The organism is Vibrio sp. Vb1018 (genome assembly GCF_033338775.1).
GTDB lineage: Bacteria > Pseudomonadota > Gammaproteobacteria > Enterobacterales > Vibrionaceae > Vibrio > Vibrio alginolyticus.
In genome coordinates this window covers 145,974-171,134 of the sequence record NZ_JAWOTI010000001.1, presented here as the reverse complement: position 1 = coordinate 171,134, position 25,161 = coordinate 145,974, and the positions used below count along the sequence as shown (strand labels likewise).

Annotated in this window: 26 protein-coding genes; 9 read left to right on the top strand and 17 right to left on the bottom strand. The window is 43.3% G+C overall.

Going from position 1 to position 25,161, the window contains the following annotated elements; translation table 11 throughout:
* Positions 1–23 precede the first annotated feature (23 nt).
* The 5 genes from R7Z10_RS00730 to R7Z10_RS00710 all read right to left on the bottom strand — a co-directional run bounded on the left by R7Z10_RS00730 (position 24) and on the right by R7Z10_RS00710 (position 6,896).
* Complete coding sequence (locus tag R7Z10_RS00730) at positions 24–2,204, bottom strand: TonB-dependent receptor (protein ID WP_318103661.1); 2,181 nt, start codon at positions 2,202–2,204, stop codon at positions 24–26.
* A 94-nt stretch (positions 2,205–2,298) separates the two neighbouring features.
* Positions 2,299–3,267 (bottom strand): siderophore ABC transporter substrate-binding protein, encoded by a 969-nt coding sequence (locus R7Z10_RS00725; protein WP_054701806.1) that lies wholly within the window; start codon positions 3,265–3,267, stop codon positions 2,299–2,301.
* A gap of 53 nt (positions 3,268–3,320) precedes the next feature.
* Positions 3,321–4,274, bottom strand: a complete 954-nt coding sequence (locus R7Z10_RS00720) for an iron chelate uptake ABC transporter family permease subunit (RefSeq protein ID WP_053307879.1) — start codon at positions 4,272–4,274, stop codon at positions 3,321–3,323.
* The gene (locus R7Z10_RS00715) at positions 4,271–5,215 is read right to left on the bottom strand and encodes an ABC transporter permease (RefSeq protein ID WP_033906772.1); all 945 of its coding nucleotides are present in this window, start codon (positions 5,213–5,215) and stop codon (positions 4,271–4,273) included. The genes R7Z10_RS00720 and R7Z10_RS00715 overlap by 4 nt, the downstream gene beginning before the upstream one ends.
* 760 nt (positions 5,216–5,975) lie before the next feature.
* Positions 5,976–6,896, bottom strand: a complete 921-nt coding sequence (locus R7Z10_RS00710) for a M14 family metallocarboxypeptidase (protein ID WP_054578652.1) — start codon at positions 6,894–6,896, stop codon at positions 5,976–5,978.
* 172 nt (positions 6,897–7,068) lie between these two features.
* Between R7Z10_RS00710 and R7Z10_RS00705 the strand changes: the two genes are divergently transcribed.
* Positions 7,069–7,974, top strand: a complete 906-nt coding sequence (locus R7Z10_RS00705; RefSeq protein WP_017821242.1) for a DUF808 domain-containing protein — start codon at positions 7,069–7,071, stop codon at positions 7,972–7,974.
* A gap of 95 nt (positions 7,975–8,069) precedes the next feature.
* Here the strand turns inward: R7Z10_RS00705 and pyrC are convergent, their stop codons facing one another.
* Both pyrC and R7Z10_RS00695 read right to left on the bottom strand, forming a co-directional pair.
* Complete coding sequence (gene pyrC / locus R7Z10_RS00700; RefSeq protein ID WP_005385019.1) at positions 8,070–9,098, bottom strand: dihydroorotase; 1,029 nt, start codon at positions 9,096–9,098, stop codon at positions 8,070–8,072.
* Positions 9,099–9,253: 155 nt separating this feature from the next.
* Positions 9,254–9,418 (bottom strand): YqaE/Pmp3 family membrane protein, encoded by a 165-nt coding sequence (locus tag R7Z10_RS00695; RefSeq protein WP_005375297.1) that lies wholly within the window; start codon positions 9,416–9,418, stop codon positions 9,254–9,256.
* A 267-nt stretch (positions 9,419–9,685) separates the two neighbouring features.
* Here R7Z10_RS00695 and R7Z10_RS00690 point away from each other — a divergent pair, with 267 nt between their 5' ends.
* Complete coding sequence (locus tag R7Z10_RS00690) at positions 9,686–11,503, top strand: hybrid-cluster NAD(P)-dependent oxidoreductase (RefSeq protein WP_318103658.1); 1,818 nt, start codon at positions 9,686–9,688, stop codon at positions 11,501–11,503.
* A gap of 100 nt (positions 11,504–11,603) precedes the next feature.
* On the opposite strand, the gene nadE is transcribed toward R7Z10_RS00690, so the two are convergent.
* A complete protein-coding gene (gene nadE, locus R7Z10_RS00685; RefSeq protein WP_005375299.1) occupies positions 11,604–12,434 on the bottom strand; it encodes an ammonia-dependent NAD(+) synthetase in 831 nt (276 codons plus the stop codon).
* A 178-nt stretch (positions 12,435–12,612) separates the two neighbouring features.
* On the opposite strand from nadE, the gene R7Z10_RS00680 reads away from it, so the two are divergent.
* Positions 12,613–13,146, top strand: coding sequence for a nicotinate-nicotinamide nucleotide adenylyltransferase (locus tag R7Z10_RS00680; RefSeq protein ID WP_053307875.1), 534 nt, complete (start codon positions 12,613–12,615; stop codon positions 13,144–13,146).
* 14 nt (positions 13,147–13,160) lie between these two features.
* Positions 13,161–13,643, top strand: a complete 483-nt coding sequence (locus R7Z10_RS00675; protein ID WP_017635276.1) for a hypothetical protein — start codon at positions 13,161–13,163, stop codon at positions 13,641–13,643.
* A 119-nt stretch (positions 13,644–13,762) separates the two neighbouring features.
* On the opposite strand, the gene R7Z10_RS00670 is transcribed toward R7Z10_RS00675, so the two are convergent.
* Complete coding sequence (locus tag R7Z10_RS00670) at positions 13,763–14,371, bottom strand: AraC family transcriptional regulator (RefSeq protein WP_170890005.1); 609 nt, start codon at positions 14,369–14,371, stop codon at positions 13,763–13,765.
* Between the two features lie 191 nt (positions 14,372–14,562).
* Here R7Z10_RS00670 and R7Z10_RS00665 point away from each other — a divergent pair, with 191 nt between their 5' ends.
* On the top strand, positions 14,563–15,672 hold the full coding sequence (locus tag R7Z10_RS00665; protein WP_005385027.1) for a 1-acyl-sn-glycerol-3-phosphate acyltransferase: 1,110 nt from the start codon (positions 14,563–14,565) through the stop codon (positions 15,670–15,672).
* A gap of 73 nt (positions 15,673–15,745) precedes the next feature.
* On the opposite strand, the gene R7Z10_RS00660 is transcribed toward R7Z10_RS00665, so the two are convergent.
* Positions 15,746–16,345 (bottom strand): hypothetical protein, encoded by a 600-nt coding sequence (locus R7Z10_RS00660; protein ID WP_042521566.1) that lies wholly within the window; start codon positions 16,343–16,345, stop codon positions 15,746–15,748.
* 317 nt (positions 16,346–16,662) lie between these two features.
* On the opposite strand from R7Z10_RS00660, the gene R7Z10_RS00655 reads away from it, so the two are divergent.
* Positions 16,663–16,935, top strand: a complete 273-nt coding sequence (locus tag R7Z10_RS00655) for a YnjH family protein (RefSeq protein ID WP_053307874.1) — start codon at positions 16,663–16,665, stop codon at positions 16,933–16,935.
* 88 nt (positions 16,936–17,023) lie between these two features.
* On the opposite strand, the gene R7Z10_RS00650 is transcribed toward R7Z10_RS00655, so the two are convergent.
* A complete protein-coding gene (locus tag R7Z10_RS00650; protein WP_005375307.1) occupies positions 17,024–17,323 on the bottom strand; it encodes a YfcZ/YiiS family protein in 300 nt (99 codons plus the stop codon).
* Between the two features lie 607 nt (positions 17,324–17,930).
* Between R7Z10_RS00650 and R7Z10_RS00645 the strand changes: the two genes are divergently transcribed.
* Complete coding sequence (locus tag R7Z10_RS00645; protein ID WP_005385033.1) at positions 17,931–18,392, top strand: TetR/AcrR family transcriptional regulator; 462 nt, start codon at positions 17,931–17,933, stop codon at positions 18,390–18,392.
* Between the two features lie 112 nt (positions 18,393–18,504).
* Here R7Z10_RS00645 and R7Z10_RS00640 read toward each other — a convergent pair whose 3' ends face one another.
* From R7Z10_RS00640 to R7Z10_RS00615, 6 genes are read right to left on the bottom strand one after another with little or no spacing between them, the layout of a single operon-like run.
* Positions 18,505–19,287 carry a heme ABC transporter ATP-binding protein gene (locus R7Z10_RS00640; RefSeq protein WP_318103654.1) on the bottom strand — a complete coding sequence of 261 codons (783 nt, stop codon included), beginning with the start codon at positions 19,285–19,287 and terminating at the stop codon, positions 18,505–18,507.
* On the bottom strand, positions 19,287–20,324 hold the full coding sequence (locus R7Z10_RS00635; RefSeq protein WP_053350537.1) for an iron ABC transporter permease: 1,038 nt from the start codon (positions 20,322–20,324) through the stop codon (positions 19,287–19,289). Before R7Z10_RS00635 ends, R7Z10_RS00640 begins: the two co-directional genes overlap by 1 nt.
* Before the next feature lie 9 nt (positions 20,325–20,333).
* Positions 20,334–21,203: a hemin ABC transporter substrate-binding protein gene (locus R7Z10_RS00630; protein WP_005375320.1), complete on the bottom strand. Its 870-nt coding sequence runs from the start codon at positions 21,201–21,203 to the stop codon at positions 20,334–20,336.
* Between the two features lie 28 nt (positions 21,204–21,231).
* Positions 21,232–21,645 carry a biopolymer transporter ExbD gene (locus R7Z10_RS00625; RefSeq protein ID WP_005375322.1) on the bottom strand — a complete coding sequence of 138 codons (414 nt, stop codon included), beginning with the start codon at positions 21,643–21,645 and terminating at the stop codon, positions 21,232–21,234.
* Positions 21,642–22,340 (bottom strand): MotA/TolQ/ExbB proton channel family protein, encoded by a 699-nt coding sequence (locus R7Z10_RS00620; RefSeq protein ID WP_005375324.1) that lies wholly within the window; start codon positions 22,338–22,340, stop codon positions 21,642–21,644. The genes R7Z10_RS00625 and R7Z10_RS00620 overlap by 4 nt, the downstream gene beginning before the upstream one ends.
* Complete coding sequence (locus tag R7Z10_RS00615; RefSeq protein WP_104980097.1) at positions 22,340–23,086, bottom strand: energy transducer TonB; 747 nt, start codon at positions 23,084–23,086, stop codon at positions 22,340–22,342. The genes R7Z10_RS00620 and R7Z10_RS00615 overlap by 1 nt, the downstream gene beginning before the upstream one ends.
* Before the next feature lie 160 nt (positions 23,087–23,246).
* On the opposite strand from R7Z10_RS00615, the gene hutW reads away from it, so the two are divergent.
* Together hutW and hutX are read left to right on the top strand one after the other, a co-directional pair.
* Entirely contained in the window at positions 23,247–24,617 is a 1,371-nt protein-coding gene (gene hutW, locus R7Z10_RS00610) for a heme anaerobic degradation radical SAM methyltransferase ChuW/HutW (protein ID WP_318103652.1), read from the top strand.
* A 32-nt stretch (positions 24,618–24,649) separates the two neighbouring features.
* A complete protein-coding gene (gene hutX, locus R7Z10_RS00605) occupies positions 24,650–25,153 on the top strand; it encodes a heme utilization cystosolic carrier protein HutX (protein ID WP_005385051.1) in 504 nt (167 codons plus the stop codon).
* The last annotated feature ends 8 nt before the right edge of the window (positions 25,154–25,161 follow it).

The window sequence follows — 25,161 nt, the reverse complement described above, 5'->3', positions numbered from 1 at the left end:
AGGCTAAAGGGGAGGTGGAGGGATTAGAAATCCGCAGTAGCTGACAGCATCACTGTACGTGATGCGCCAAGAGCTAGGTCCGCATAGTGGGTGGTTGTCCAGTAATCTTCATCCAGTACATTGTTTACGCTAAGGCGCCAAACCACGCTTGTTTCAGCAATTTTTGAGTTGTAGCGTGCGCCAAGATCAAGAATAGTCTGTGCAGGTAATGCCTGAGTGTTTTGTGCATCAATGTATTGTTCAGACATATAGTTCGCTTGGCCGATAAGCGTGAGATCACGCATCGCAGGGAGGTTCCATTCTAATGCGAGTTTAGCTTGTAAATCGGGTAGCTTAGTTGCTTGTTTCCCCTCCTCTGTCACATCTGTTGCTTTTGTAATCTCTGCATCTGTATAGGCGATACCACCGATGAGTGTATAGTCCTTTGATAGTGTGCCGTAGAACCCCCATTCAATACCGCGATTGCGCTGTTCACCACCGAAAGAAAAAATGTTGGTATCCGGATCTTGGTACCCATTTGGCTTTTTAATCTCAAATAAACTGAACGTATGAGCAAAGCCGTCCAGGTCAAGCTTCACGCCTGCTTCAGTCTGTTTGGTTTTTTGGGGTTCAAAAGCCTCTCCTGCGTTTGCAGCGCTAGAGCCTACTGTTTTCCCATTCGTTAAGCCTTCGGTGTAGTTACCATAAAGCGAAACTGAGCTCGAAACTTTGTATAATGCTGCAAGTGCGGGAGTGTAAGTACTTTCCTTAAACTTGGTGGTAGGAAGCGACATTCCGTTCATTATTATTCCAGATTCATAATCAATGCTCTGGTAACGCAAGCCGAGCGTGATTTGGTATTTCCCATCAACAAAAGATAACGTATCGGCAATGCCATAGCTGACCTGAGTTGAATCGATAGGTAAACCATAGTAGTTGTCGTAAACTGAATTTTCTGGTCCCCAAACAGGATCATAAATATTCGAGTTCCAAGGGGCTGGATTATTATTACCTGTTGGAGAATCATTTTTATCTTCTCTAAAGTAAGTACTATTCAGTACAAGGTGGTGTTCTACTGGGCCAGTGTCAAAGTTGCTACGAACACCTATCTCACCTGAAGTCCGTTTGTTCTCAAGCTTAACTGATCCGAGAGATACCTCTAGGTTACCCTCGTTATCGATGATTTTGATTCGTTGCGGTACATTTGAATGAAAATCTGTACGGCTACCACCCAATGCGCTGTATACAGTTACAGAGTCACTAACGCTTAGCTCCCCGCGAATCATCATCCCTTTATCTTCGCTATCATTGTAGGCCCAACTTGGCGTCAATAATGTGTCAGATGGAGGAGGTGATGGGATTTTGAGACCAGAAGCGATGCTTAACCCACGGTTTGCACCTTCAACTCGCTCTGTACTGTAGTAAAAATCTGCTTCAAGGAAAGCAATGTCATTACGCCAATCAAGGCTTAATGATGCAAGTTGAGTTTTGTTGCTTTGGTTGTTTATCGCGGTGTCTCCATCTTTAAATGCACCGTTGAAACGAATACCAAATTCTTCATTTGTACCAAAGCGACGTCCAATATCGATATGTCCTCCGAATTGAGTGTCCGATAAGTAGCTGCCGGTGAAAGATGTGATTGGTGTTTCTTGTGCTCTTTTTGTCACTAAGTTGATGGTGCCACCAACAGATCCATTCGGTGGCATACCGTTGAGCAAAGAAGCAGGACCTTTAAGTACATCAATACGTTGATACATTTCAGGAGAGGTTCGGTAATAAGGAGCGATACCATACAATCCATTAAGCATAACGTCGCTAATGTCTGAGTTGAAACCTCTTATTTTGAAACTTTCTTTGTTTAAGCCGGTTTCACCGCTGGTGAAAACAGAGGGATCAGAAGCTGAGATTACATCTGAGATATCGCGTGCTTGTTGGTCTTGAATGTGTTTTTCTGTGTATCCAATCGTATTGAAAGGCGTTTCCATGAAGTTTTTGTCGCCAAGCATTCCTATATTACTCGCGTGAGAAACTTTGCCAGCGGCATAAACTCTGTTTGCTTCACCATAAACTGTCATTGATTCATCTACGACTTCTTCAGCTTGAGCGATACTAATTGGTACGACAAAAGTACTAAATTGAAGTGAAATAAAGAGGGCGATATGACATGGGCTTGGTTTGTTTTTCTGTGAAGAGTCCATCGCTATCTGATGATAGTCATGAGTCATTATAGATTCCTTTTCTTTGTTTGGGCTAGCTCACATCCGTTCTGACGTCGATTGAGTGTTGAATTACTTAAGATCCAACTCATTGTTATTAGATTTAGCTTTGGTAACCTTTTAGGATGTCTTCAATTATGATTTTCAGAGATGTGATGCTTGCTGAAGTGATGTACCAAGCATCGGCATCAACAAAAACGACGTTGTCGTTTTTCCATGCTTTGGTTTGACGGAGTAGTGGGTTTGCTAAGTGTTCCGCATCAATGACAGGCTTTCCTTCCATTACTGCTGTTCGATCAATGATGTAAAGAATGTCTGGATCAGCTTGGCTAATGAACTCGCTAGAAATTGGCTGACCATGCAAACCTGTCTCCACTTTTTCACTCGCTGGTTTTACCCCCAGAACATCGAAAACGAAGCCATAACGAGACTCAACGCCAAATGAGCTGAAAGCACCATTGTTATGCATGACAACCAAAGCTTTTTCAGAACGCTCTTTCGTAACAGCGCGCACTTCTGCGACTTTTGCATCGATTTCGGCAACTTTCTGTTGGGCTAGCTCCTGCTTTTCAAAGATCTCACCAAGCTCTACAAGGTGTTTCTTAATGGTATCGACGTGATGGTCACGACTATTACGGTAGTTGATGTCAAAATGTAAAGTCGGAGCGAGTTGAGAGAGTTCTTCATACTGATTAGCATGTAGCGGAGTCATCAATACGAGATCTGGTTTTAGGGCATAGATCTTTTCCATATTAGGCTGAACTATCGCACCAAGATCCGCTATCTCAGGTGTGTCTTTGTATTTCGCTAGAAAGTGAGGAACAAAGTCTTTCACCATTCCTGAGATTGGAACATTTAGCTGATCTAAAAAGTCCACTTCGTTCATATCTAATGCTGCCACTCGTTGAGGGCGATGAGAAATAGTAGTTGCTCCGAGATTGTGTTCAATCACGATGAGCTTTTCTAATGGCTGAGTATCTTCAATTTTAGTTATTTCCGGCTCGCAACCTGATAAGGTTCCTAGAGCGCAGCAAGCAAGCGCGATACTCAAACGTAGGGGGCTCTTAAACATGGGGTATTTCCTTTTTGTCAGTGAGTTGTCTTTAAACAGGCGAGTAACAGTTTTCATATTTGGCTTCTTGTTCTTATCGTGATGGCTAGGAAATATCCCCCACAAAGGACATTCACCAAAATAGAGACGGTGGTTTTAAAGTTAAATAAGTGCTCTACCAGAAGTTGACCAGACAAGAACATGACAATTGCAATAGCACAAGCAACGAGCAATATGTGTCTGTAGTTCGGTGCGCTAGTAACGGAATAAGCAATATTGGCAATAAAAATTCCCATAAAAGCCGTTGGGCCAATCAAGCTCGTCGAAATTGCTACTAAAATGGCGATTACAGCAAAGAACTTTGGTACATATTGCTTATCATTTAGTCCTAATGACATCGCTTGGTCTCGACCTAGACCTATCACATCTAGCTCGCGTGACCATCTGTTAGCAAAGAGTGCCAAAACGCTTAACGCAATACTGGAAAAAAGTAACGTAGAAGGTTTCGCTCGCTCAAACGAGGTATAGCTGAGCCCTTGAAGGATAGAGAATTCTCCAGGGCTTATTCTGAGCTGGATAAATTGAGCAAGAGTTGTCAGCACCATTGTCAAAACAAAGCCAATCAGCAGAACTTGGTGCATGTCATGTTTAAATCTATTGAGTACCCAAGATTGAATCGCTAAGGAATACAACAGAATGAGTATTGCAGAGACAGCGAAATTACCGACAACACCTAATGTAGCAATGCCAGAAGTGCCCCCTAGTAATAAGAGTAGGGTTTGCCAAACCAGATAAACCGACTCATATCCCATAATGGATGGCGTAAGAATACGATTACCAGCTAAAGCTTGGAAAATAACAGCAGAGATGGCCACGCAGCTGCCCCCAATAACTATGGCACCAAGTTTAATCAGCCTCTTAGGGATGACGTAATCAAAATCCCACCCAGAGCTTGTAAAGATAAAGGCGATAGACAGTATGCAAACGAGTATAATGCTCACTCGCATGTTTGAGTAATGTGATCTCATACTCGTGCTCCTTTCAAAAGAAACACAAGAAACATGACTCCCCCGATAGCACTGGCTGTTAATCCAATTGGGACTTCAAAAGGAAAGGCAACAACTCTGCCTATGACATCGCAAAAAATAAGTAACGAAGCGCCGCCTAGTGCAACGATTGGTAGGGTGTTTTTAAGGTGATCGCCATATTTTAGTGCGACTAGGTTAGGTATGACTAAACCGATAAAATGAATGGCACCTACGGTCACCACTGTTATAGCAACTGTCACGGAAACTAGCATTAGACCCAAGGCGGCAGTGAACGCAATATTAATTCCTAAGTTGGACGCAACATCTTCGCCCATTCCCATCACAGTAAACTTATGTGCATATAAGTAAGTCAGTAGGGTGATAGGTAAAATCAAGAAAATTATTTCATAGTGTTCTTGGACCACTTTGGAGAAATCTCCCATTAACCAACCGGACATACTCTGTAAGATGTTGTTTTGATAAGCATAAAACTCCGCTATAGCACTTAGTACACTACCAAACATAAGCCCAATCACAGGTATTAACGCAGAGTTACTGAATTTAATTTTTCGTACGATGGCAATGTAGATAAGGCCAGCGGCGAAGCAAAATAGTACGGCGAAGAGCATACGTTCAAGCTTGTCTGAGGATGGAAGCATGACGATAGATACCAAAATACCGAGCTTTGCCGCATCGATACCGCCTGTGGTGCCCGGCTCAACAAAACGATTTCTAACAATATGTTGAAGAATAACACCACATATTGCGAGACCAGATCCGGTAAGAATTAGTGCGATTAGCCTTGGTAATCTGCTAGCAGTAATCGGTAGCCAAGCTTTGTCATCCATGGTCAGCAATAACGACCAATCTAGTTGGTTTGCGCCGACGAAAATTGAAGTTAAGCACAGTATAAAAAACAGGCTTACTACGTGAATACTCATACAGAATCTGCCCCAAAATAAAGTGAGTTTCTCTTAACTTATGACTTGGGGATGGAATACGAATAATGAATATCTATTCGCATATAGGTTCTAAATTCCAACAAAACATAACCAAGTTATTTTTTATAAACATTAAGGTCACAATCCAGCCCTCAAAGTATCACTAGGCCATACCTAAAAATTCAACGTGCTGATTTGGCTTTAAAACTGGATTAACTAGCAAAAGAAAAGTGCCGCTTTCAATGCAAAGAGAAAGAGGTTCTCGATTTAAAATTAAAATGCAAATGATAATTATTTTCATTATATCTTTGTTTTTTCGGTTAAGCAATGAGGTTCATATGTGTTTCTCTAAAAAGATCAATCGCGTATAAAAACAAGGCAATGGCTAATGCATGTGCTTTTGGGTAAGTGATTAAAAAATAAAGCCAAAGAGCATTAAGCTTTCTTATTGTTTAAGGATGTTTTTCGCTTCAGAAGCTCGTTGGTTGAGGTTTGATTTAAATGGTATGACGATAGTTTGTTCAGGAAGAGGAGTTAGTAGTGACGATGATGTCTAGATGTCGTTTGTATTTTAGGATTTATTAGATACCGCATTAAAATAGCGTCATAAAGTCGTGATGCTTCGCATCTTCAGTGTTAGCGATGTTAATGCGGTAATTTCTAATAAACTAGCGGATTAATGTCTCAACTTGCTTTTGGAGCAAAGTAAAGCTGATTCACAATTCAAAGACATCGTCAGTTGCTTTATTGTTAACCTGTGTTATTCGAGCTTACTTAGTACGTAATTCAAACCACCAACTACGGCTGCAACTTGCGCATCGTTGCATTCTTCGTCGGTCACCGTTGGGCTGTCTGGGTACACTTCCGTTGTCGTGCCGTAAACGCAATTTGTTACGCCGCCACACAGGCCCAGTTTTACCATTGGGTAGTTGATAACGCCAAACTGTACGACGGGTGAACCAATGATTTCGCCGTTTTCATCTGCTGGTGCAATGTGAGTCACTTTTGCAACTGACTCAATGACCGCTTTTTGGAAGTCAGGCTGAGGGTTTTCACTATCTCCCACCGTGTAAAAGCCATCTGGGATCATACCTTCAATGTACTCAATACCATCACGAGCAGCTAAGGCTGGACGGAACTCAGTTTCGTCAGAATCTGTCGTTTCATGTAGATCAATGTGCATTAACACATCGCCTAAAGTTGCAACTAGCTTTATGAGGTTAGCGGATTCTTCGGCAGGACTATCCTTATAGAAAGAGCGGTTTGGATCAATCGCGTTTGGATTCCAGCGGTTGATCACCTCGTAACCCCAAGGGCTTACGCAGGGGGCAACGACAATATTGAAATGCTCTGCATAGCGCTCTGCTTCCGTTTCTACAAACTTTAATGCGCCATGTACACCGCTGGTTTCGTAACCGTGCACGCCGCCTGTGACCAACACAACAGGTTTAGTTGAATCCCAATTGCGTGTTTTGATACAAAACAGAGGGAAGCGTGCCTCGTTGTATGAGAGCGCACCATATTGTTCAACATCAAAATGCCCGCGTAGGGCATCGATTTTACTGACGACTTCATCTTGGTAGCTACGTTTTACTTCTTGCGTTGCTAACCAAGCTTTACGTTCTTCTTCGGTCCAAGGTTGGCCAGGAGTACCGATCGGGTAAATGTATCCACTTTTCATCTATACTTTTTCTTTTGACTGCTGAAAGGTATCACAAGACTAGACCTGTCTTATCTTTACGGCAATATAAAACACCATTTGGGGTGGTATTCTTTGCAAAATCATCACTTTGATGAGTGATTCATTGGTGTTACATTTTGTTACTTACTCAATTTCATATAAGAGACAAAAAATGGCTGGAGCAAGTTTACTCACACTGTTGGACGATATTGCCACGGTGCTTGATGATGTCGCCTTAATGTCAAAAATGGCGGCAAAGAAAACCGCAGGTGTATTGGGAGATGATCTAGCGTTAAACGCTCAACAAGTGTCTGGTGTTGCATCTGAGCGAGAGATTCCAGTGGTTTGGGCGGTTGCAAAAGGCTCATTCAAAAATAAATTGATTTTAGTTCCTTCAGCTTTACTTATTAGCGCGATTATTCCATGGCTTATTATGCCATTATTGCTAATTGGCGGCTTATTTCTCTGCTTTGAAGGGGCAGAGAAAGTACTTGAGAAAGTGTTTCCTCACTCGCATCCGCACGAAGAAAAAGAGGAGCTAGTTAATACTGGCGAGTCGATAGAAGAGTATGAAAAGCGTAAAGTTTCTGGTGCGATTCGAACAGACTTTATCCTTTCAGCAGAGATCATCGTGATTGCGTTAGGTACCGTGACAGGAGCCAGTCTTGTTACGCAAATTTTAGTTGTCAGTTTAATTGCAGTGATTATGACGGTTGGAGTTTATGGACTAGTCGCTGGGATTGTGAAGCTAGATGATTTAGGCCTTTACCTTGAAAGTCGCTCAAACGGTAAAGGTTGGGTAGCGAAAGTCGGAGGGGCCTTGGTCGCTTTTGCACCAAAGTTGATGAAGTTGTTAACCATTGTAGGAACTGCTGCGATGTTTTTGGTGGGTGGAGGAATTGTGGTGCACAACGTGCCAGCCATTCATCACTTTGTAGAGCCGATTATTATGAACTTTAGTGGTCATTCGGTTGCTACAGCCATTTTGCCTATTTTACTGAACGGTATTATCGGCTTTGTGGCGGGGTTGGTTGTGGTTGCGGTATGGACGATGGTTGAAAAGCTTCGTGGTCAATAATCACATCTAAAACATGAGACGATAATAACAAGGGTCATGACTTCTTTTTACAAAAAGCATGACCCTGTTTTATGGGTGAAACGTCAGTAAAGTACTTACTTCACTTTCCACTCGATCTGTTCATTTGCTCGAATAGGCACAACGATATCATTGCCAAATGGCATCGTTTCTGGCACATCCCAAGCGGATTTTTCTAACGTTACTGTATCTGTGTTACGTGCAATGCCGTAAAAATCAGGACCGTTGAAGCTTGCGAAAGCTTCCAAGTTTTCCAACTTGCCTTCTTTTTCGAAGACTTCTGCATAAAGCTCTAGCGCAGCGTGTGCAGTGTAAGAACCAGCACAACCGCAAGCCGATTCTTTTGCCCCTTTCGCATGTGGCGCTGAGTCTGTACCTAGGAAAAACTTCTTGCTACCACTAGTTGCTGCTTCGATCAGCGCTTGCTGGTGGGTTCCGCGCTTAAGAATTGGCAAACAGTAGAAATGAGGTTTAATACCACCCACAAGCATGTGGTTACGGTTGAAAAGAAGGTGGTGGGCAGTGATGGTAGCCGCTACGTTGTCTGAGGCATTGTTAACGAAGTTTGCTGCGTCGGCGGTGGTGATATGTTCTAGTACGATTTTAAGATTAGGGAAATCATTGACGATAGGAGCGAGGACGGTATCAAGGAATTCTTTTTCTCGGTCGAATATATCAACATCGTGATGTGTTACCTCCCCATGAACCAAAAGTAACATTCCTACTTCTTCCATTGCTTCTAAAACGTGATAAATGTTTTTCGCATTGGTCACACCGGAATCTGAGTTTGTTGTGGCGCCAGCAGGATAGAGCTTGGCAGCAACAATGTGTCCGGTTGCTTTAGCCTTACGTATTTCGTCTGGTGTCGTGTTATCTGTAAGGTAAAGCGCCATTAAAGGCTCAAACTGTTCGCCATGTTGCTCTTTGAGAATTCGGTCACGGTAGGCTAGGGCGAGCTCAGTTGTAGTAACAGGTGGGACGGTATTTGGCATAATCAGCGCACGGCCATTGTAGCGGCTGATGTCGCGAACGGTGTCTTTAAGAACTTCCCCATCGCGTAAGTGAACGTGCCAGTCGTCAGGACGAGTGATAGTCAGTGTTGTCATTAATTGCTCCCACCATTGAAAAGTTGTCTGATTGGAGCCTAAGCGCCGTATTTGCTTTTGAGCAAACGCTTGCGCTTAGGCGACAGGATGATAGAGGAATTGCCCTCATATTTCATCCCATTTTTCAATTTTATAAAGAGTGAGAGTGTAAGTGGTTACTTCATTGTTAACCAAAGCGCGTGGATCGTACCTGGTAGAAAGAAGAAACACGTCAATATTAGATTAATCAAAAAGTCTTTATTTAGACCTTTCTCCATAAACACCGCGACAGGCGGAAGAAAGATACATAACAAAATCAGAACCAGTTTTCTTGTATCCATAATTAAGCTCCAAATCGATAAATGGGAGTAGTGATAACTTGGGTGAATTATGTGTGTCGTATCACACTTTATCAAACGGTATTTGGTCAGAACGGTGTTAAAAAACGCGAATATTGAGTGTAGTAAATACTTGTCACTAAAACCAAATTTATAAGAATATGGTTTCGAGAAAGTTGCGATGGATGAAGAGGCAGTAGACTCTGCAACTTAATGTGATTTGAGTATACAATACCGCAACAAATAAAAAACACCCGTAGGAAGAAGGCCATGTCGCAACCCGTTTTATCCCAAATTAATGTTTTTCCGGTTAAGTCAGTTGGCGGATTATCGCTGTCGTCCGTATGGGTTGAGAAGCAAGGATTGAGCTTCGATCGTCGCTTTATGATTGCGAAAGCTGATGGCTCGATGATCACTGCGCGAAAGTATCCGCAAATGGTAACCATTAAGTCTGCCCTATTGTCCGATGGAGTGGTGTTTAGTAGTTTGGGTATGGAGCCACTTAAAATCCGTTACCAAGATTTCAAAATGCAGGAGACACCTGCAACGGTTTGGAAAGATACATTTACTGCCTATACCACGACAGATGATGCAGATGACTGGTTTAGTCGTGTGTTGGGGCTGCGCGTTGAGTTGTTATTTAGTGGTGAGCAATCGAATCGTGTCCGTGAAAAGCTAGGTCAAAACGTCAGTTTTGCTGATGGTTATCCGGTTTTAGTGATCAGTCAAGCTTCACTTGATGAGCTGAACCGAAGAAGTTCAGAACTACACTCAATGGATCAGTTTCGTACTAACTTAGTTGTCTCTGATACTAAACCATTTGAAGAAGATTCATGGAAGCGCATACGAATCGGTGAGGTAGAGTTTGAGTCTCTCAAACCTTGCGAGCGCTGTATCCTGACTACGGTGAATACCCAAAGAGGCACATTCCGTGAGAGCAAAGAGCCGCTCAAAACCTTGCAACAGTTCCGTGCAAACGATGTCGGTGGTGTGTTCTTTGGCCAGAATCTTGTCGCGCGAAATGAAGGCATTATTCGTCAAGGCGATAAAGTTGAAGTATTGGAGTACAAAGAGCCGGAGTTTTACGCAGATAACTCGCCAGTGCGCATGAAGCTTACATGTGTTGAGCGTGAAGAAATTGCCCAAGACTTTGTGACCTTATGGTTAGAGCCAAACAAAGGCTCGTTGCCTAATTACTTGCCAGGACAACACCTGCCAATAGAGGTGAATATTGATGGTAAGAAAGTGGGTCGACGCTATACCTTATCATCCAGTCCTTCTCGCCCGGGTCGTTATGCTATTTCTGTAAAGCGTATCGCGGGTGGAAGAGTCTCTAACTCACTCTTAGACAACTTACAAGTCGGTGATGTTTTAGAGGCAGAACAACCTGACGGTCAGTTCCACCTTAAAACGCATGAAGCGCAGCCTCTGCTGTTACTCTCTGCGGGTAGCGGAGTAACACCAATGTTATCAATGGTGCGTTACTTAGCGGATCACAATCAGTTGGATAACGTGGTTTTCTACCATCAATGTCGCACCGAGAATGCTATTCCTTGTCGCTCAGAGTTGGAGCAGTTAAAGCGTGAGCACCCAGGGCTAGAAGTAAAAGTCTGTTTAACGCAACCTGCTGTTGATTGGTTTGGTTTGAAAGGGCGTTTAAGTTTGTCACACATTAAGCAAATCAAAGATGTTGAACAGCGCCAAGTGTTTGTGTGTGGTCCTGATGGTTTTATGGAGAAAGCGAAAAATCTCCTGCTAAGAAAAGGCCTGCCAGAAGAAAACTACCATCAAGAAGCGTTTGGCGTATCTTCAGTCACTTCAAGACCAGAGAAGAGCATAGCGATCGATTTCAATGGGACGAAAGTTGTAGGGAATAATCAGAAAACGTTGTTAGATCAGCTTGAAGACGCAGGGAAGGTTGTTAGCAATAGCTGTCGTGCTGGCTTATGCGGCGCGTGTAAGGTTCAGCTTACGTCGGGTCAAGTACATCATCCGGACGTGCCTGCGTTGACAGATGAGGAACGTGCAATGGGAACCGTATTGGCGTGTTGTGCTGTGCCAGAGACGGACGTAACAGTAACCAACTAGGCGAGAACGTCTTTGTCCTTCGACAAAAACTGTTCCTAGACAAAAAAACGCTGCTATTTTTAGCAGCGTTTTGAGTTTTAAAGAGAGCTGAAAATATCGCTTAGTCGTAAATCGTCGGGATTGGCTGGCGTTTGTGCTGCGTTGCTTTGTAAATCGCTACCAGACGGTCACTTACTTGCTGTGGAACGGGTTTGCCCTCTAAGAAATCGTCGATTTGCTCGTAAGTTAAGCTTAGGGCATCTTCATCTGCTTTTTGTGGAGCAAGCTCTTCTAAGTCTGCTGTTGGCACTTTCTTCACTAGTTGCTCAGGTGCACCCAATGTAGCAGCCACTTCACGAACTTGGCGTTTACTTAATCCGAACAATGGTGCCATGTCACAAGCGCCATCACCAAATTTAGTGTAGAAACCAGTGATGTTTTCTGCTGAGTGATCAGTACCAAGAACAAGGCCGCCTACGTAGCCCGCGATCTCGTATTGAGCAACCATGCGAGCACGCGCTTTTACATTGCCTTTTACGAAGTCGACTTTTGCTGCATCAGTTGGTAGAAGGTCTGTGCCTTCTAATGCAACGTGAGAAGCCGAATGAAGCCCGTCAACACCTGCTTTGATGTTCACCGATACAGAATGGGTTGGCTGGATAAAAGACAGAGCGAGCTGAGCCTCATCTTCATCTTTTTGCTCCCCGTAAGGCAGACGAACTGCGATAAATTGGTAGCTATTGTTGCCCGCTTCTTCGTTTAGTTGGTCTACAGCCAACTGAGCTAAACGACCACATGTCGTTGAGTCAACGCCACCGCTGATGCCAAGAACAAGAGACTTACAGCCCGCTTCTTGCAATTTACGCTTAATAAAAGCGACACGGCGTTCAATTTCAAAATGCGGATCAATTGAAGGGAGTACGCGCATTTCGTCACGGATGGATTGTTCCATTTAGGGTTCCTTTTCCTGCAAATATTTCAGACTCTAAAGCACATTTGCTCAAATGGTGATAAACCATACAGTTGAGGCTCATTAAACGCGACTTTAGGGTCAAAAGCTGTAAAGATTAGTAGTATCATACCGAAATCATCAGATTAGAAAACTCTCTTCAACCAGGTAATCACCGGATATGAAAAAAATCGCCATTTTTGGTAGTGCATTTAACCCACCTAGTTTAGGGCATAAAAGTGTTATTGAGTCTTTGAGCCACTTTGATCTTGTGCTACTTGAGCCAAGCATTGCACACGCTTGGGGCAAGAACATGCTTGATTACCCAACTCGGTGCAAAATGGTTGATGTGTTCATCAAGGATATGGGGCTTTCTAATGTTCAGCGTTCTGATGCAGAGCAAGCTTTATACCAACCTGGACAAAGTGTGACGACCTATGCGTTGTTAGAAAAAATTCAAGAAATCTACCCAACTGCCGATATAACTTTTGTCATTGGTCCTGATAATTTCTTCAAATTTGCTAAATTTAGTAGAGCTGAAGAGATTACGGAACGTTGGACTGTTATGGCATGTCCTGAAAAAGTAAAAGTCAGAAGCACAGATATTCGCAAAGCATTGGCCGAGGGTGAAGATATCGGCGCCTATACAACACCTTCCGTACGTGATTTATTACTTAGTAAAGGCTTATACAGAGAAACATTGTCTGGGAACTGAGAGGTCAGATTTTCATGGTCAGAGTCGTTTTATTTAGTGCATGTGCGCTGCTTGTGGTGACACAAGCTCATTCCGCGTGTAACTATTTTTCTGATCGTTCCGTGGTGTTTGAAGATAACACTCTTCCTATCTGTGAAGAAATTTTAGATTCCATCGGCGTGTTAAGTACTGAAGCATTGATTTGGTATGCAGCGGAAGCGAAGCTTGAAGGACCAACAGAAAACTATTGGGAGGAGTGGGCGATTAAGCCGGAAGACACCCCACTTCTAACTCAAAACTTAGAAAAGAATTACTTTGGTCTTGGTTTTTGGATGCCGGAAGAGCTTCGAGACGAAGAGAGTAAAATGGATACAGAAGAGTGGCTTCGTAGTCACGGGTTGATGTTCAGCGTTGGTTTTGGTGATAAATCCGACGGACAGCCAAGAATGCGGTTTGATTATCGTTGGCACGAATATTATGACGCTGACTGGATGATGCAGATAGAGGTACCTTTCTAGACACCTCAAGCAAATGAAAAAAGGGCGTACATTATCAATGTACGCCCTTTTTGTTTTAATCTACTTTCTGTGTCCGTAATTCTACGTAATGCTGAACACGTAGCTTGTTAAAGAGCAAGTTATAGCACTTCTCCAAAGACTAAAAAGCAAAGCTGTTCATATTCTTCGGTGTTACCAGCAAAAAGAGAGTCAACAATTTGCTCTTCCTTCTTCCCCGACAGTTTCATTTTTCTTGCTTCACGTAGTGTTAGTACCAAGCAAAGCTCTTTAGAAATATTCATGTCACAGCCAGGAGTCCATTGATTGATGGTTCTCGTTAACGTTGAGTGCGCTAGTTTAGGAGACAGCGTCAATACTTCATGTCTTACTACTGTCAGTAGATCGGTTTGCAGATCCGAGCGTTCGGCAGTTGTTGCTAGCTTCTCGACGAGCGCTTTTAGTAGCGGTGAAGGCTTCACAAAGCCCGCCTGTTGTGAGAAGTCGTCATTTAAACGCACAGAAAAATCACAACGATATACACGAGAATTAGGTAAAAAGGTGAGGGAGCTCAAACATCCTTGAGGAATCCAAAAATATTGGCCTGGTTCAATGGCATACTCCTGCTTACCCAATTTAATGACGGCTAACCCTTCGATGACAGATAGTAGACTGTGCTTCAGTGCTTTTTTACGCGCAGCTACATCAAGAAAGGGGTATTTAGCGTCGTGAAATTCAATTGCGTAGTTCATTATGAGTACCAGTGTTTTTTGGCGCTAAGGGTAACGTTAAACCCATACGATTCCAACCGGCTGAGAGAATTTTTTAGCATGATAAATGGTGGCTTAACTGGTATGACCATGTTAAAAGTATGGGTTGAAATGCTGCTTGTCAGCAAAACTATGCGTAAAATGTGCCAGCTTTTTTTGATATGTAATGAACAATGACAGCCAATACCGATCCTTATATTGAAATTCGTCCTTACAACGACGAAGAAATTCCAGCAGCGCTGGATCGTCTAATCCAAGATGATGAATTTATCACTGCTATCCTAGAACATCGCTTTGCTAATAAAGCAGCATGGTTCAAAACGCTAATGAGCCCGATCCTGCGCATCTACCTGAAAGCCAAGTGGAGCAAGCTTGATTCTGTCGAAGCAATTCAGATTGAAGTGAAGAAGTATCTGAAAGATACATTGAATAAGACAACGGATGGCGTCACTTTTTCTGGTTTGGATAAGCTGGATAAAAACACGTCATACCTATTCGTTTCTAACCACCGTGATATTGCGATGGACCCTGCGCTCGTAAATTATGGCTTGTACCAAAGTGGGCACCGTACAGTTCGTATAGCGATTGGCGATAACCTGCTGAAGAAGCCATGTGCGACAGAATTGATGCGACTCAATAAGAGCTTCATCGTTAAGCGCTCTGCTAAAGCGCCTAGAGAAATGATGAAAGCATTGGGACAACTGTCAAGCTATATCAAACATTCGCTTGATACTGGCAATTCAATTTGGATTGCCCAAAAGGAAGGTCGTGCTAAAGATGGAAACGACTTTACTGATCCTGCGATTTTAAAAATGTTCCATGTTGAAGGTCGTAAACAAAAGATCAGCTTTGGTGAGTACACGCGTTCTCTGAAAATCGTTCCTGTCTCGATTGCCTATGAAAATGATCCATGTGACATTGCCAAAGCAAAAGAGCTGTACGAAAAAGCAGAAAATGGCCGCTATGAAAAAGGCGAATTTGAAGATATCGAAAGCATCATTCAAGGTATCGTTGGCTATAAAGGCCGTGTACATGTTGCGTTTGGTGATGTGATTGAGCAAGAGTTTGAAACGCCGGAATCTCTTGCTGGTGAAATCGACCGCCAAATTCACAACAACTACAAATTGTACCCAATCAACTTGTTAGCTGCTGGGCATGAAGATTCGAGCATCATTACGGAAGCGGTTAAGCGTCATCTCGCGGATAAGTTGGATCAGCTACCTGAAGGCGCAAGACCTTATTTGGTGGCGAGCTATGCTAATCCTGTGAATAACCAAGAGTAATCTTCGTCACTGAACTCGTTGATTCAGAATGCCTTAAAGCCTCGGTCTGACGGGGCTTTTGTTTATCTGCTCTTTAAGGTGCGACGGCGCCACCAAGGGTTAAATTGCTAGGCCATTTGGTGATCCTGTTACCACCTAAATAGATATTCCTTTTCACCGTCATTGTGTCTGGAAATACTTTCAGCGCTGATCCTCCAATATAAAGATTACCATCAACCACCAATCCTTCAGGAAGTTCAGAAATGGGAGTGCGAATAACACTTAGATCACCTTTTACTCGAAGTTTAGCTGGAAGCGCTTTTAACGGTGTATCTGTCAGATTTAGGTAACCGCCTAGTTTGATGCCTTTAGGCCAGTTTTCGATCTTACTACCTAGTAGGTTTGCATAGCCTTTTATCTTTGTTCCTGAGCGAATAACTTTGAGTGCGCTGTTAGTTGCTTCCAGACTGCCTTCAACATCAAGCCCTTTAGGCAAGGTTTTGATAGGGGTTTGTGAGATGTTTAAGTTGCCCTTTACCACTAGGCCAGAGGGTAGTTGGGTGTAAGGCTTGTTTCTAAGATCAAGATTGCCGTAATTATCGATGTGACCAAACTTAGAATAGTAATCTAGCTCATATGCCAAAGGAGACGAGCAGAGTAGGATTGAAGTAAGGCATAGGGAAACAAAACGCATAGTCAAAGAGTTAGTTAAATACCGAGATCAACAGGTGCTTATCTTATACTTAAATAAACCTATTATGCATTTTTTGCTCACAGTTTTTGATTCATAACTTAAATATTCAAATTAGAGATACACGTTAAAAGTGCGCTTCTTTACTGAGCTAAGTAACTTCAAGCTTACTAAAATGAGATAAATTAAATGATTGAATGTGAAGCAGACCCAAGTGTAGAGGTGAGAAAAATATCAGTAGATATTTGAATAATATGAGATTCTTCCAAGAACTTCACAAGGGTCCTTGTTAGTATTATTGAGGTTTGAGGGAGATTTTCATGAAGTTAAAAAGTGTATCTATTTTTACCGCTGGTGTTTTTGCAGTACTGCTGTCGGGTTCCGTTTTTGCTAAATCATACAGTACACCAGAAAACAAAGCGCTAATAGTTGCTGACGGTAAGGTAGGTCAGCGTATCTGTTACTACGATGATAAAGCCTACACCACAGGGGCCGTGATTAATGTTGAAGGCGTATTACTGATGTGTACCGCTGAGAACGATTTTGAAACCAATGGCTCGTTAAAGTGGGCCGTGTTCAAAAAAGATAAATAAACGCGCCGAAGTTGTCTGTTTCATTTAGAGCGGTTTAAGATTAAGAGATTGGAAAAATAAAAAGCGAGCATCATGCTCGCTTTTTTCATTAACGCGCGAGTGAGCGAGTTTTTAATTCAAAGATAAGTTTTTCAGCACTTACTTCAAATTTGAATCGAGCCGTCGCTTGGTTAGATTCTTCGGTTATTTCTGAAACATTGTATTCAACATCAGCACATACTGATTTAGCGAGCTCGATGTATTTTTGTAGTTCAGACTCTAGCTCTGTTTTTGTCTGTGCGAAAACCGTTACGTCGGCAACTTCGTCACCTTCTTTGATGATAAAGCCTATCTCGCCAGCACAGCCGCAGGCCTCACATACTTGGTTTTTTTCTAATTCGACACTCATAACGAATCCTCTTGTAAATACTAAGGGTATTCTATCAGGTATTTGATCTGTATCTACAAAAATGACGACTTTTGCGTAAAAAAGGAACAGAGTAGGCACTTGTTAAGTAAGGGTTAAAGATTGGATTACTAAATCATCAAGAACGTTAATGTGATATATATCAACATTTAAAATCAATTAACGAACATAGTGACGAGATTTTGCTCAGTCCAGTTGAACTAATGGTTAATTTATAAGACTATTTCTTGATTGATTATTTTTAATAATTATCATTCTTGGTCTTTGAATAGTTTCGATGAATAATTGGCGCAAGGTTTTGATGAGACTAACTTTTCGCCTTATTTTGAGTAGCATGTATTGACAAAAACATAACTGAAAATTACACATTACGCAGTGTAAAGACGTTATGGTTTGGAACTCGACATGATATTAAATAGTCGCAATACATATACCCAAAGCGCTTTCAAGTGCAGTGCTTAGCAACCTGATTTCTAGGTTTTCGCTAATCGAACCGCATCGGCGAGCCGGGTATAATGCTAAGAATGATTTCATTCTGGCCTCATTTAATAGTGAGTTAGATGGATTTACAAAGAGAAGAGCTTAAAATATGCCAAAGCGTAGTAAAGAAGATACCGAAATCACTATCCAAAAGATCATGGATGCCGTTATTGATCAGCTACTCAGATTAGGTTACGACAAAATGTCGTACACGACGCTAAGCCAGCAGACAGGTATATCGCGTACCGGTATTAGCCATCACTTCCCTAAGAAAACGGACTTCACCGCCGCACTGGATGGCCGTATCTTTAAAATGTTTATTGAACACTTAGAGTTTGATAAAGGATTAAATGCATTTTCACAAAGTTGGATTAAAGCGCTGGAAGATGCTGAGTTCCTCGCGATTTTACGACTGCTATTCCATCACATTGTCACCGCTGAAAATGCGCAAGAATTTGCTGCTAATGGTATTGACCGCTTATACAAAATGGTTGAAAGCCAGTTTGGTGCGGGTGGTGACAAAGAGCTTGAGTGGTTGATTGGTCGTTCATTGATCCAAATGAGCAAGTAATAGCTTTTAAAGCAACAAATTCTGCCAATATAAAAGCAAAGGCCCGCAACTCTCATATTGCGGGCCTTTGTCGTATCAAAGTGTTTTCGAGACGGCTTAGAGGAGATACGCTTTATGCTGCGGCATGCACTTGAGGGAAGTCTAGCGTCGGATGTTTTGTCACAATAGAGCGATAGCCATAAACTTGCTCAATGAGCTCTGACGTTAGTGCATTCCATGGCGTGTCATCACAAACTAGTTTCCCGTTATGCAAGAGTACAAGGCGGTCTGCGTACTGAGAGGCTAGATTCAAGTCATGTAACACCACAACCACCGCAGCGTTCTGTGCTTTTGCCGTTTCACGAGCAATTTTTAACGTGTTGTGTTGATGGGCGAGATCCAACGCTGAGGTAGGTTCATCAAGCATTAAGATTCGTTTTTCGCCAGATTGATGTAGTTGTGTCATCACTCGTGCTAGATGCAGTCGTTGCTTTTCTCCACCAGATAAAGACGGGTACAGGCTTTCTGCTAAATGCAATACGTCGGTTTGTTCCATGTAATGTAAAGCCAGTTTAGTGGTTTCTTTATTGGATAGTGATAGCGGTATTGCCCCCAGCTCTACTACTTCTCTGGCTAGAAATGGGAAGGTTAAGGTGCTGTGCTGCGGGAGCATTGCAATATGTTTGGCGCTTTTTTCAGGCTCCCAATCATGCTTTTGTTTACCGAAGTAGGTGATGTGATGATTCGAAGAGATCTCACCGCATAGAAGCTTGAGCAAAGTACTTTTACCTGCGCCATTGGGGCCGAGTAGGGCGGTCACTTCACCAGCTCGGATATCAATGTTGATGTCATCGAGCACCACACGGTTGCCATACGTCATCGAAATGTTTTTCCCCGATAAAACGATCTGGTTCATTACAAAATCTTCCCTTTTTGCTGGAACAATAAGTAGATGAAAAAGGGCGCGCCAATTAATGCGGTCACGATTCCAACTGGTAATTCAGCTGGTGCCACGGCAACACGAGCAAACATATCTGCGGCAGTAAGAAGCAGTGCTCCCATTAAGGCAGATATTGGTAATAGCGTTCGATGGTCAGGCCCAGCGAGCATGCGCCCTAAGTGAGGAATCACGAGCCCAATAAAGCCAATTGCACCACTGATGCTCACCGTAATACCAACACCCAGTGCAGAAAGTAAAATAAGCTGACGTTTGAGTTTTTGAACCGGAACTCCTAAGTGTCTTGCTTCTGATTCCCCTAACAACAGAGCATTCAGCGCCATCGACTTCTTCTGAAACCAGAGCAATAGGATGACGAGTGTTATAGCAGATAGAGCAATCCCTGACCAATTTGCACCAGCTAATGAGCCCATCGACCAAAGCGTCAAATCTCGCAGCATCTGATCATCTGCGATAAAGTTCATGTAGCCAATCGCAGCACCCGAGAGCGCACTGATGGCAACGCCGGCTAACAACATAATTGTAACTGAGGTACCAAACTTACTTGTGCCGAGTTTATAAACGAGAATAGTCGTTAGTGCACCGCCAAGGAAAGCAAAAAGAGGCAGAGCCGCTAAGTTCATTAGTTGCGGATAGTTTTGGCTAAATTCAGCAAATACAACAATAGCGAATGCACCACCAAGAGCAGCGCCAGCAGACACACCAATGATACCTGGCTCGGCTAATGGGTTACGGAACAAGCCCTGCATAACCACACCACAAATTGCCAAAATGGCGCCGATGAACATACACAAAATGGTGCGAGGCAATCGGATTTCGTTAATGACCAACTGAATGTGAGGAGCGAGATCAGAACTGCCTCCCGTTAGGCTACGCAAACTGTCAGCAAAGCTAATGTTCATTGGGCCAACGGTAATAGAGGCGATAGCAATAAATGCTAAAAATCCACTAAGCACTGATAACGTCGTTGAAAGGGGGATGCGTCTTAACAACATGTCATGTCTCTATGGGTAAAGCAGTGCATTCAAGCGTTTAGCTTCTGCAAGGCTTTTAAGGCCCAAACCACCTACCAGAGCATGGCCATCAATCGTTATGATGTCTTTGTTCTTCCCAGCGGGTGTTGCAGCAAGAAGCGGCATTGCTTTTAAAATTGCATCGGCACCACCCAACGTTTCATAGCTGCGACCACTAACAAGAATCACGTCAGGCTGCATCTCTACCATCGCTTCTGTGGATAGAGGCTTGTAAGACGAGAGTTGTGTAGCGGCTGGGTTTTGTCCGCCGGCGAGTTGAATAATTGCATCGGGTGTCGTTTGTGAGCCCGCAACATTTGCAGGTCGCCCTTCATGGATCAGCAGAAAGAGCACTTTCTTTTTCTTCGCTTGATCAGGTTGGTTTGCATTGAGTGCTTGTACTTGCGCCTGGACATCTTGCTTTAAGCTTTCAGCTTGAGCTTTGCGATCCATAAGGTTCGCAATTTGATCAATACGTTGATAAAGGCCCTCGACATTTGCATCAGTATTAACGATTTCTACATCTACGCCAGCCGATTTCAATTGGCTCAATGTTGTTTTCGGCCCCATCTCATCAGAACCAATGACTTTTGTCGGACGTAAGGCGAGCAACCCCTCCGCTGAAAGACGACGATGGTAGCCCACTTTAGGCAGTTCCATTCCTTTTGGTAATTGACTGGTGACGTCGATAGCAACCAAGCTATCTTTAGCGTCGAGTTCAAGCAAGAGTTCAGTGACGGCGCTGCCTGCGCTAACAACGCGCTCTGAGGATGGCGTTTCATTGGCAAAAAGTTGACTACTCGCAAGTAGGGAAATAGCTGCCGTGACAACAGCATGAATAGTGATGCGTGTGTTCTTCATTTTGAAAGGATCTCTATCTTACTTATTTTTATGATGGCTCTTCAGTGAGTAACTGAGTTGCTTGAATTCCGTTTTCTTGTAAAAAGCCGAGAAGTTGTACTAGCGACTGAATATTCGCGGTTTTTTCTGCTCCAATTACAATCGGTTTATCGCTTGACTTACTCTCTTCTAACAGCGCGAGGGTAAAGTTGTCCCAATCGATATATGTCTTGCCGTTAATAGCCCAGTAAGGCTCGTCTTTAAGAATATTTACCGTGATGGATTGCTTATCGACATCTGCAACAGCCTGAGATTCTGTGCTCGGTAAATTGACGTCTAATGAATCGAGTTTGACCGCTGCGGTTAACATCAGGAAAACCATGACGATAAAAATGATGTCTAACAGCGGTGTTAAATCGGGGGTTAAACCGTTACGACTATTTTCTTGTGGTGTTTTAATCATTTAGTTGCTGCCTCAATCTTCTCAGAAGAGCGCAGTGTTACTTTTGAGTGGTCTGGCGAGACATGCTGTAACGAGATACCTTCAAGCCATAAGTTGACGTAGTTTAAAGTGTGCTCAAGCTTGGCGATTACACGATCCGCCCACAAACCAATGATCTGCGCTCCTGAAATGGCAGGAAGTGCGATAATGAGACCCGCGGCAGTGGTGCGCATAGCAAGACCTAGGCCGTCAGCCAAATCATTCGGAGTGATATTCCCCGTTGAAACCGCGATGCCTTTAAACATGTCAATTAAGCCAAGTACCGTACCAAGCAAGCCAATTAAAGGGCTGATGACGCCAATCAGCGTCAGCAAACGAAGGCCGGAATGCAGCTGATGGCGTTTTTCTTGCAGCCAAATACCTGCGGCATCCTCTCTTAAAGATTTCGAGAAAGAATGATGAGCAAGCAACATCGCAACACCACGGTACAGAAGCGGCCGCTTATTCGACAACTCTTCAGCAAGTGCTTCAAGCTCGCTCCCATTTGTTGGGTCTAATCCTGTGAGCTTTTGGCGAATGGCTCGCTTTCCTACACCAAGGCTAATTAACACATGGAATAATCGCTCGGCGATGATCATCACCGTTAGAGCTGAGCAAATGATCAAAGGCCATGTCATCAGCCCAAATTGAGTTTGTAATTCTTGTAGTTGTTCCATTATCCATCCAACTTAAAACGAACAGGTACTTGTACTCGGTGAGCGACTTTTAGCCCACCTGAAATATGTGGTGTAAATTGCCACTGTTTGATCGCACGAAGTGCTGAGGCATCTAGCGACTCTGTGCCGGAAGACTCAATCAAAACCTGTTTAATCTGGTGACCATTCTCATCTAGCCATATCTCATACAAGGCTACACCCTCAATACCGCGTCTCTGTGCAGATCTTGGGTAACGGGGTTGTGTTGGTTGACTCACAAACGTTGGTTTGTCGACCAAGACAGGCTGAGACGTTGCCCCTTTGGATTGGCTCGCAGGTGCGGATTGTTGAGCTACCGTCTCTTTCTTCACTGGTTCCGTTTTTTTCTTTGGTTTCGCTTCGGGCTGAACCTTTTGCTTTGTTACGGTTTTGGTGGGCTCGACCGCTTTAGGTTTAGATTGTTTAACCGGTTCAGGTTTTTTCTCTACTACCTTCTTCTTAACAGCGTCTTTCTTGACGACCTGTTTTTTTACAATCTTCTTTTCTGGTTCAGGTTGGTCTTGAGGCTGCTGCTCTTTTGGTGGCGCTACATTTTCTGGTGTAGATTTTTCGACAGCGGGAGGAGCAGACACAAGATTTAGACTTACCGAACTTGCTGGGTTTCCAGCCGGCATCGCGAACACCTTTGTCTCTTGAGAAACAAAAAGAAGTGCGGCATGGATGGCAAGGGAAGCACCTCCTGCAATGACATATCTTTGTACGTTCACGGAATATCTCGGGAAACTATGAAAACTTGGGCAGATTATTACTTACAATGGAAATAAGATCAATTATCAATTGCATTATCATTACGCTCAAATTATGATTCTTGCAGAATTTTTAAGATCAGCTTCCATCCCTTACATGATGGGAGTTAAGCGAGTATATATGAGCGTCGATATCGATAAGCTTGATGAATCAGTGTTGGGCAGTGATAGTCCTGATCCATTGCGATTTGCTTTTGTTAAGAAGCATTCTGCACATGCCGGGGGAGCGAGCGTACCTGTGCCCTCGTCTCAACAACAGGCGATTTTTTCGAGTATTACGGCTAACTCAATTAAAGCGACCAATAAGCGCTGTCTTTATATTCATGTTCCGTTTTGTCGCGTTCGTTGCACTTTTTGTAACTTCTTTCAAAATGCTGCAAGTCGCACACTGGTTGATGAGTACTTTGAAGCATTAATGCAGGAGCTTAGAGAGAAAGCGGCATTACCTTGGACACAAAATGGTATTTTTCACGCCGTATATATCGGGGGCGGAACGCCAACGGATTTATCTCCAATACAGGTTCGTGTGTTAGGCCAGGCTATCCGAGACCACTTTCCTTTGGCCGCAGACTGCGAAATCACCTTAGAAGGTCGCATCAATCGTTTTTCTGATGAGTTGTATCAAGGCGCTTTAGACGGTGGGTTTAATCGTTTCTCTTTTGGTGTGCAAAGTTTTAATACACAAGTGCGCCGCAGCGCAAAACGTTTAGATGATAGAGAAGATGTCCTCAAACGGGTGAGCGAGATCGCCAAAGAAGACAAAATTCCGGTCATTATCGATTTACTCTATGGCTTACCTTATCAAACCAAAGAAGTGTTAGAGCAAGATTTAAATGATTTCCTCTCGACTGGCGCACACGGACTGGACTTGTATCAGTTAGTGGTTGGTGGGTCAGCTCCCATGCTCAACCTCGTAGAAAAGGGAAAAATCCCGCCACCTGCGACCACACCAGAAAAAGCGGGAATGTATGAGCTCGGTGTGAACTTTATGGCCAAACACCATATGAAGCAACTGAGTGTGAACCATTGGGCAATCGATAACCGCGAGCGTAGTTTATACAATAGTTTAGCCAAGACTTATGCAGAGGTATTGCCAATTGGCTGTGGTGCTGGAAGTAATATCGGTGGCTACGGGATGATGCAACACCGCACACTAGAGACCTATATTAAAGCGGTCAAAGAAGGTCAAAGCACCATCGCGATGATGATGAAGCAAAGCCCTCTAGAACCACTTTTTTCTGCACTCAAATCTGCGTTTGACCGTGGCATTGTTCAAGCAAATCAACTTCCATCATTTATGGGAGAGGACGCGTTCGGGTTTTTATTGCCTCTATTTAAAGTGTGGCAAGCGAAAGGCTTAGTACAACTACATGAACGTAGCGCAGTCCTTACTCTTGCAGGCAGCTTCTGGGCAGTGTCACTGGCTCAAAGTTGTATTCAGGTACTCACGTCAGAGATGCACGAAACCGTACCGAAAGCATCCAATAATTAATGAAAACAAATTGAACAAAAACGGAAGACACAATGGAATCAATCAAGCAACAAGTTGAAGTATTACTAGAGCAAGAACCACAATTATTGCCAGCTGCGATGGCAGAGCGTCTTGGCATTTCCGAGTTTGAGGTTGTTGCGGCTCTACCTCAGGAAATGGTGGCTATTGCACCAGGAGAGCAAGCGCAAAGCATCCTAGAAAGTTTGGTTGGTTTTGGCCCGGTGACGACCATCGTCCACTCTTTTGGTTCTATCTTTGAAGTTAAAGCGCCGTTTCCAAAAGGAAAAGTGGCGCGTGGCTATTACAATTTAATGGGTAGAGAAGGTGAACTGCACGGCCACCTTAAATTAGATAACGTTAAAAATGTCGCATTAGTCAGTAAACCGTTTATGGGTAGAGAGAGTCACTATTTTGGTTTTTTCTCGGAGTGCGGAAGCAATATTTTCAAGGTTTATTTAGGCCGTAACGAAAAGCGCGAGTTGATTGAAGAACAAGTAACCGCATTTCGCGCCCTACAAGCCGAATTAAAAAAGTAATCACAAAC

Bases quoted from the DNA above. Each gene is read 5' to 3' on its own strand.
- R7Z10_RS00730 (WP_318103661.1), bottom strand. From the start codon at position 2,204: ATGACTCATGACTATCATCAGATAGCGATGGACTCTTCACAGAAAAAC.
- R7Z10_RS00725 (WP_054701806.1), bottom strand. From the start codon at position 3,267: ATGTTTAAGAGCCCCCTACGTTTGAGTATCGCGCTTGCTTGCTGCGCT.
- R7Z10_RS00720 (WP_053307879.1), bottom strand. From the start codon at position 4,274: ATGAGATCACATTACTCAAACATGCGAGTGAGCATTATACTCGTTTGC.
- R7Z10_RS00715 (WP_033906772.1), bottom strand. From the start codon at position 5,215: ATGAGTATTCACGTAGTAAGCCTGTTTTTTATACTGTGCTTAACTTCA.
- R7Z10_RS00710 (WP_054578652.1), bottom strand. From the start codon at position 6,896: ATGAAAAGTGGATACATTTACCCGATCGGTACTCCTGGCCAACCTTGG.
- R7Z10_RS00705 (WP_017821242.1), top strand. From the start codon at position 7,069: ATGGCTGGAGCAAGTTTACTCACACTGTTGGACGATATTGCCACGGTG.
- pyrC (WP_005385019.1), bottom strand. From the start codon at position 9,098: ATGACAACACTGACTATCACTCGTCCTGACGACTGGCACGTTCACTTA.
- R7Z10_RS00695 (WP_005375297.1), bottom strand. From the start codon at position 9,418: ATGGATACAAGAAAACTGGTTCTGATTTTGTTATGTATCTTTCTTCCG.
- R7Z10_RS00690 (WP_318103658.1), top strand. From the start codon at position 9,686: ATGTCGCAACCCGTTTTATCCCAAATTAATGTTTTTCCGGTTAAGTCA.
- nadE (WP_005375299.1), bottom strand. From the start codon at position 12,434: ATGGAACAATCCATCCGTGACGAAATGCGCGTACTCCCTTCAATTGAT.
- R7Z10_RS00680 (WP_053307875.1), top strand. From the start codon at position 12,613: ATGAAAAAAATCGCCATTTTTGGTAGTGCATTTAACCCACCTAGTTTA.
- R7Z10_RS00675 (WP_017635276.1), top strand. From the start codon at position 13,161: ATGGTCAGAGTCGTTTTATTTAGTGCATGTGCGCTGCTTGTGGTGACA.
- R7Z10_RS00670 (WP_170890005.1), bottom strand. From the start codon at position 14,371: ATGAACTACGCAATTGAATTTCACGACGCTAAATACCCCTTTCTTGAT.
- R7Z10_RS00665 (WP_005385027.1), top strand. From the start codon at position 14,563: ATGACAGCCAATACCGATCCTTATATTGAAATTCGTCCTTACAACGAC.
- R7Z10_RS00660 (WP_042521566.1), bottom strand. From the start codon at position 16,345: ATGCGTTTTGTTTCCCTATGCCTTACTTCAATCCTACTCTGCTCGTCT.
- R7Z10_RS00655 (WP_053307874.1), top strand. From the start codon at position 16,663: ATGAAGTTAAAAAGTGTATCTATTTTTACCGCTGGTGTTTTTGCAGTA.
- R7Z10_RS00650 (WP_005375307.1), bottom strand. From the start codon at position 17,323: ATGAGTGTCGAATTAGAAAAAAACCAAGTATGTGAGGCCTGCGGCTGT.
- R7Z10_RS00645 (WP_005385033.1), top strand. From the start codon at position 17,931: ATGCCAAAGCGTAGTAAAGAAGATACCGAAATCACTATCCAAAAGATC.
- R7Z10_RS00640 (WP_318103654.1), bottom strand. From the start codon at position 19,287: ATGAACCAGATCGTTTTATCGGGGAAAAACATTTCGATGACGTATGGC.
- R7Z10_RS00635 (WP_053350537.1), bottom strand. From the start codon at position 20,324: ATGTTGTTAAGACGCATCCCCCTTTCAACGACGTTATCAGTGCTTAGT.
- R7Z10_RS00630 (WP_005375320.1), bottom strand. From the start codon at position 21,203: ATGAAGAACACACGCATCACTATTCATGCTGTTGTCACGGCAGCTATT.
- R7Z10_RS00625 (WP_005375322.1), bottom strand. From the start codon at position 21,645: ATGATTAAAACACCACAAGAAAATAGTCGTAACGGTTTAACCCCCGAT.
- R7Z10_RS00620 (WP_005375324.1), bottom strand. From the start codon at position 22,340: ATGGAACAACTACAAGAATTACAAACTCAATTTGGGCTGATGACATGG.
- hutW (WP_318103652.1), top strand. From the start codon at position 23,247: ATGAGCGTCGATATCGATAAGCTTGATGAATCAGTGTTGGGCAGTGAT.
- hutX (WP_005385051.1), top strand. From the start codon at position 24,650: ATGGAATCAATCAAGCAACAAGTTGAAGTATTACTAGAGCAAGAACCA.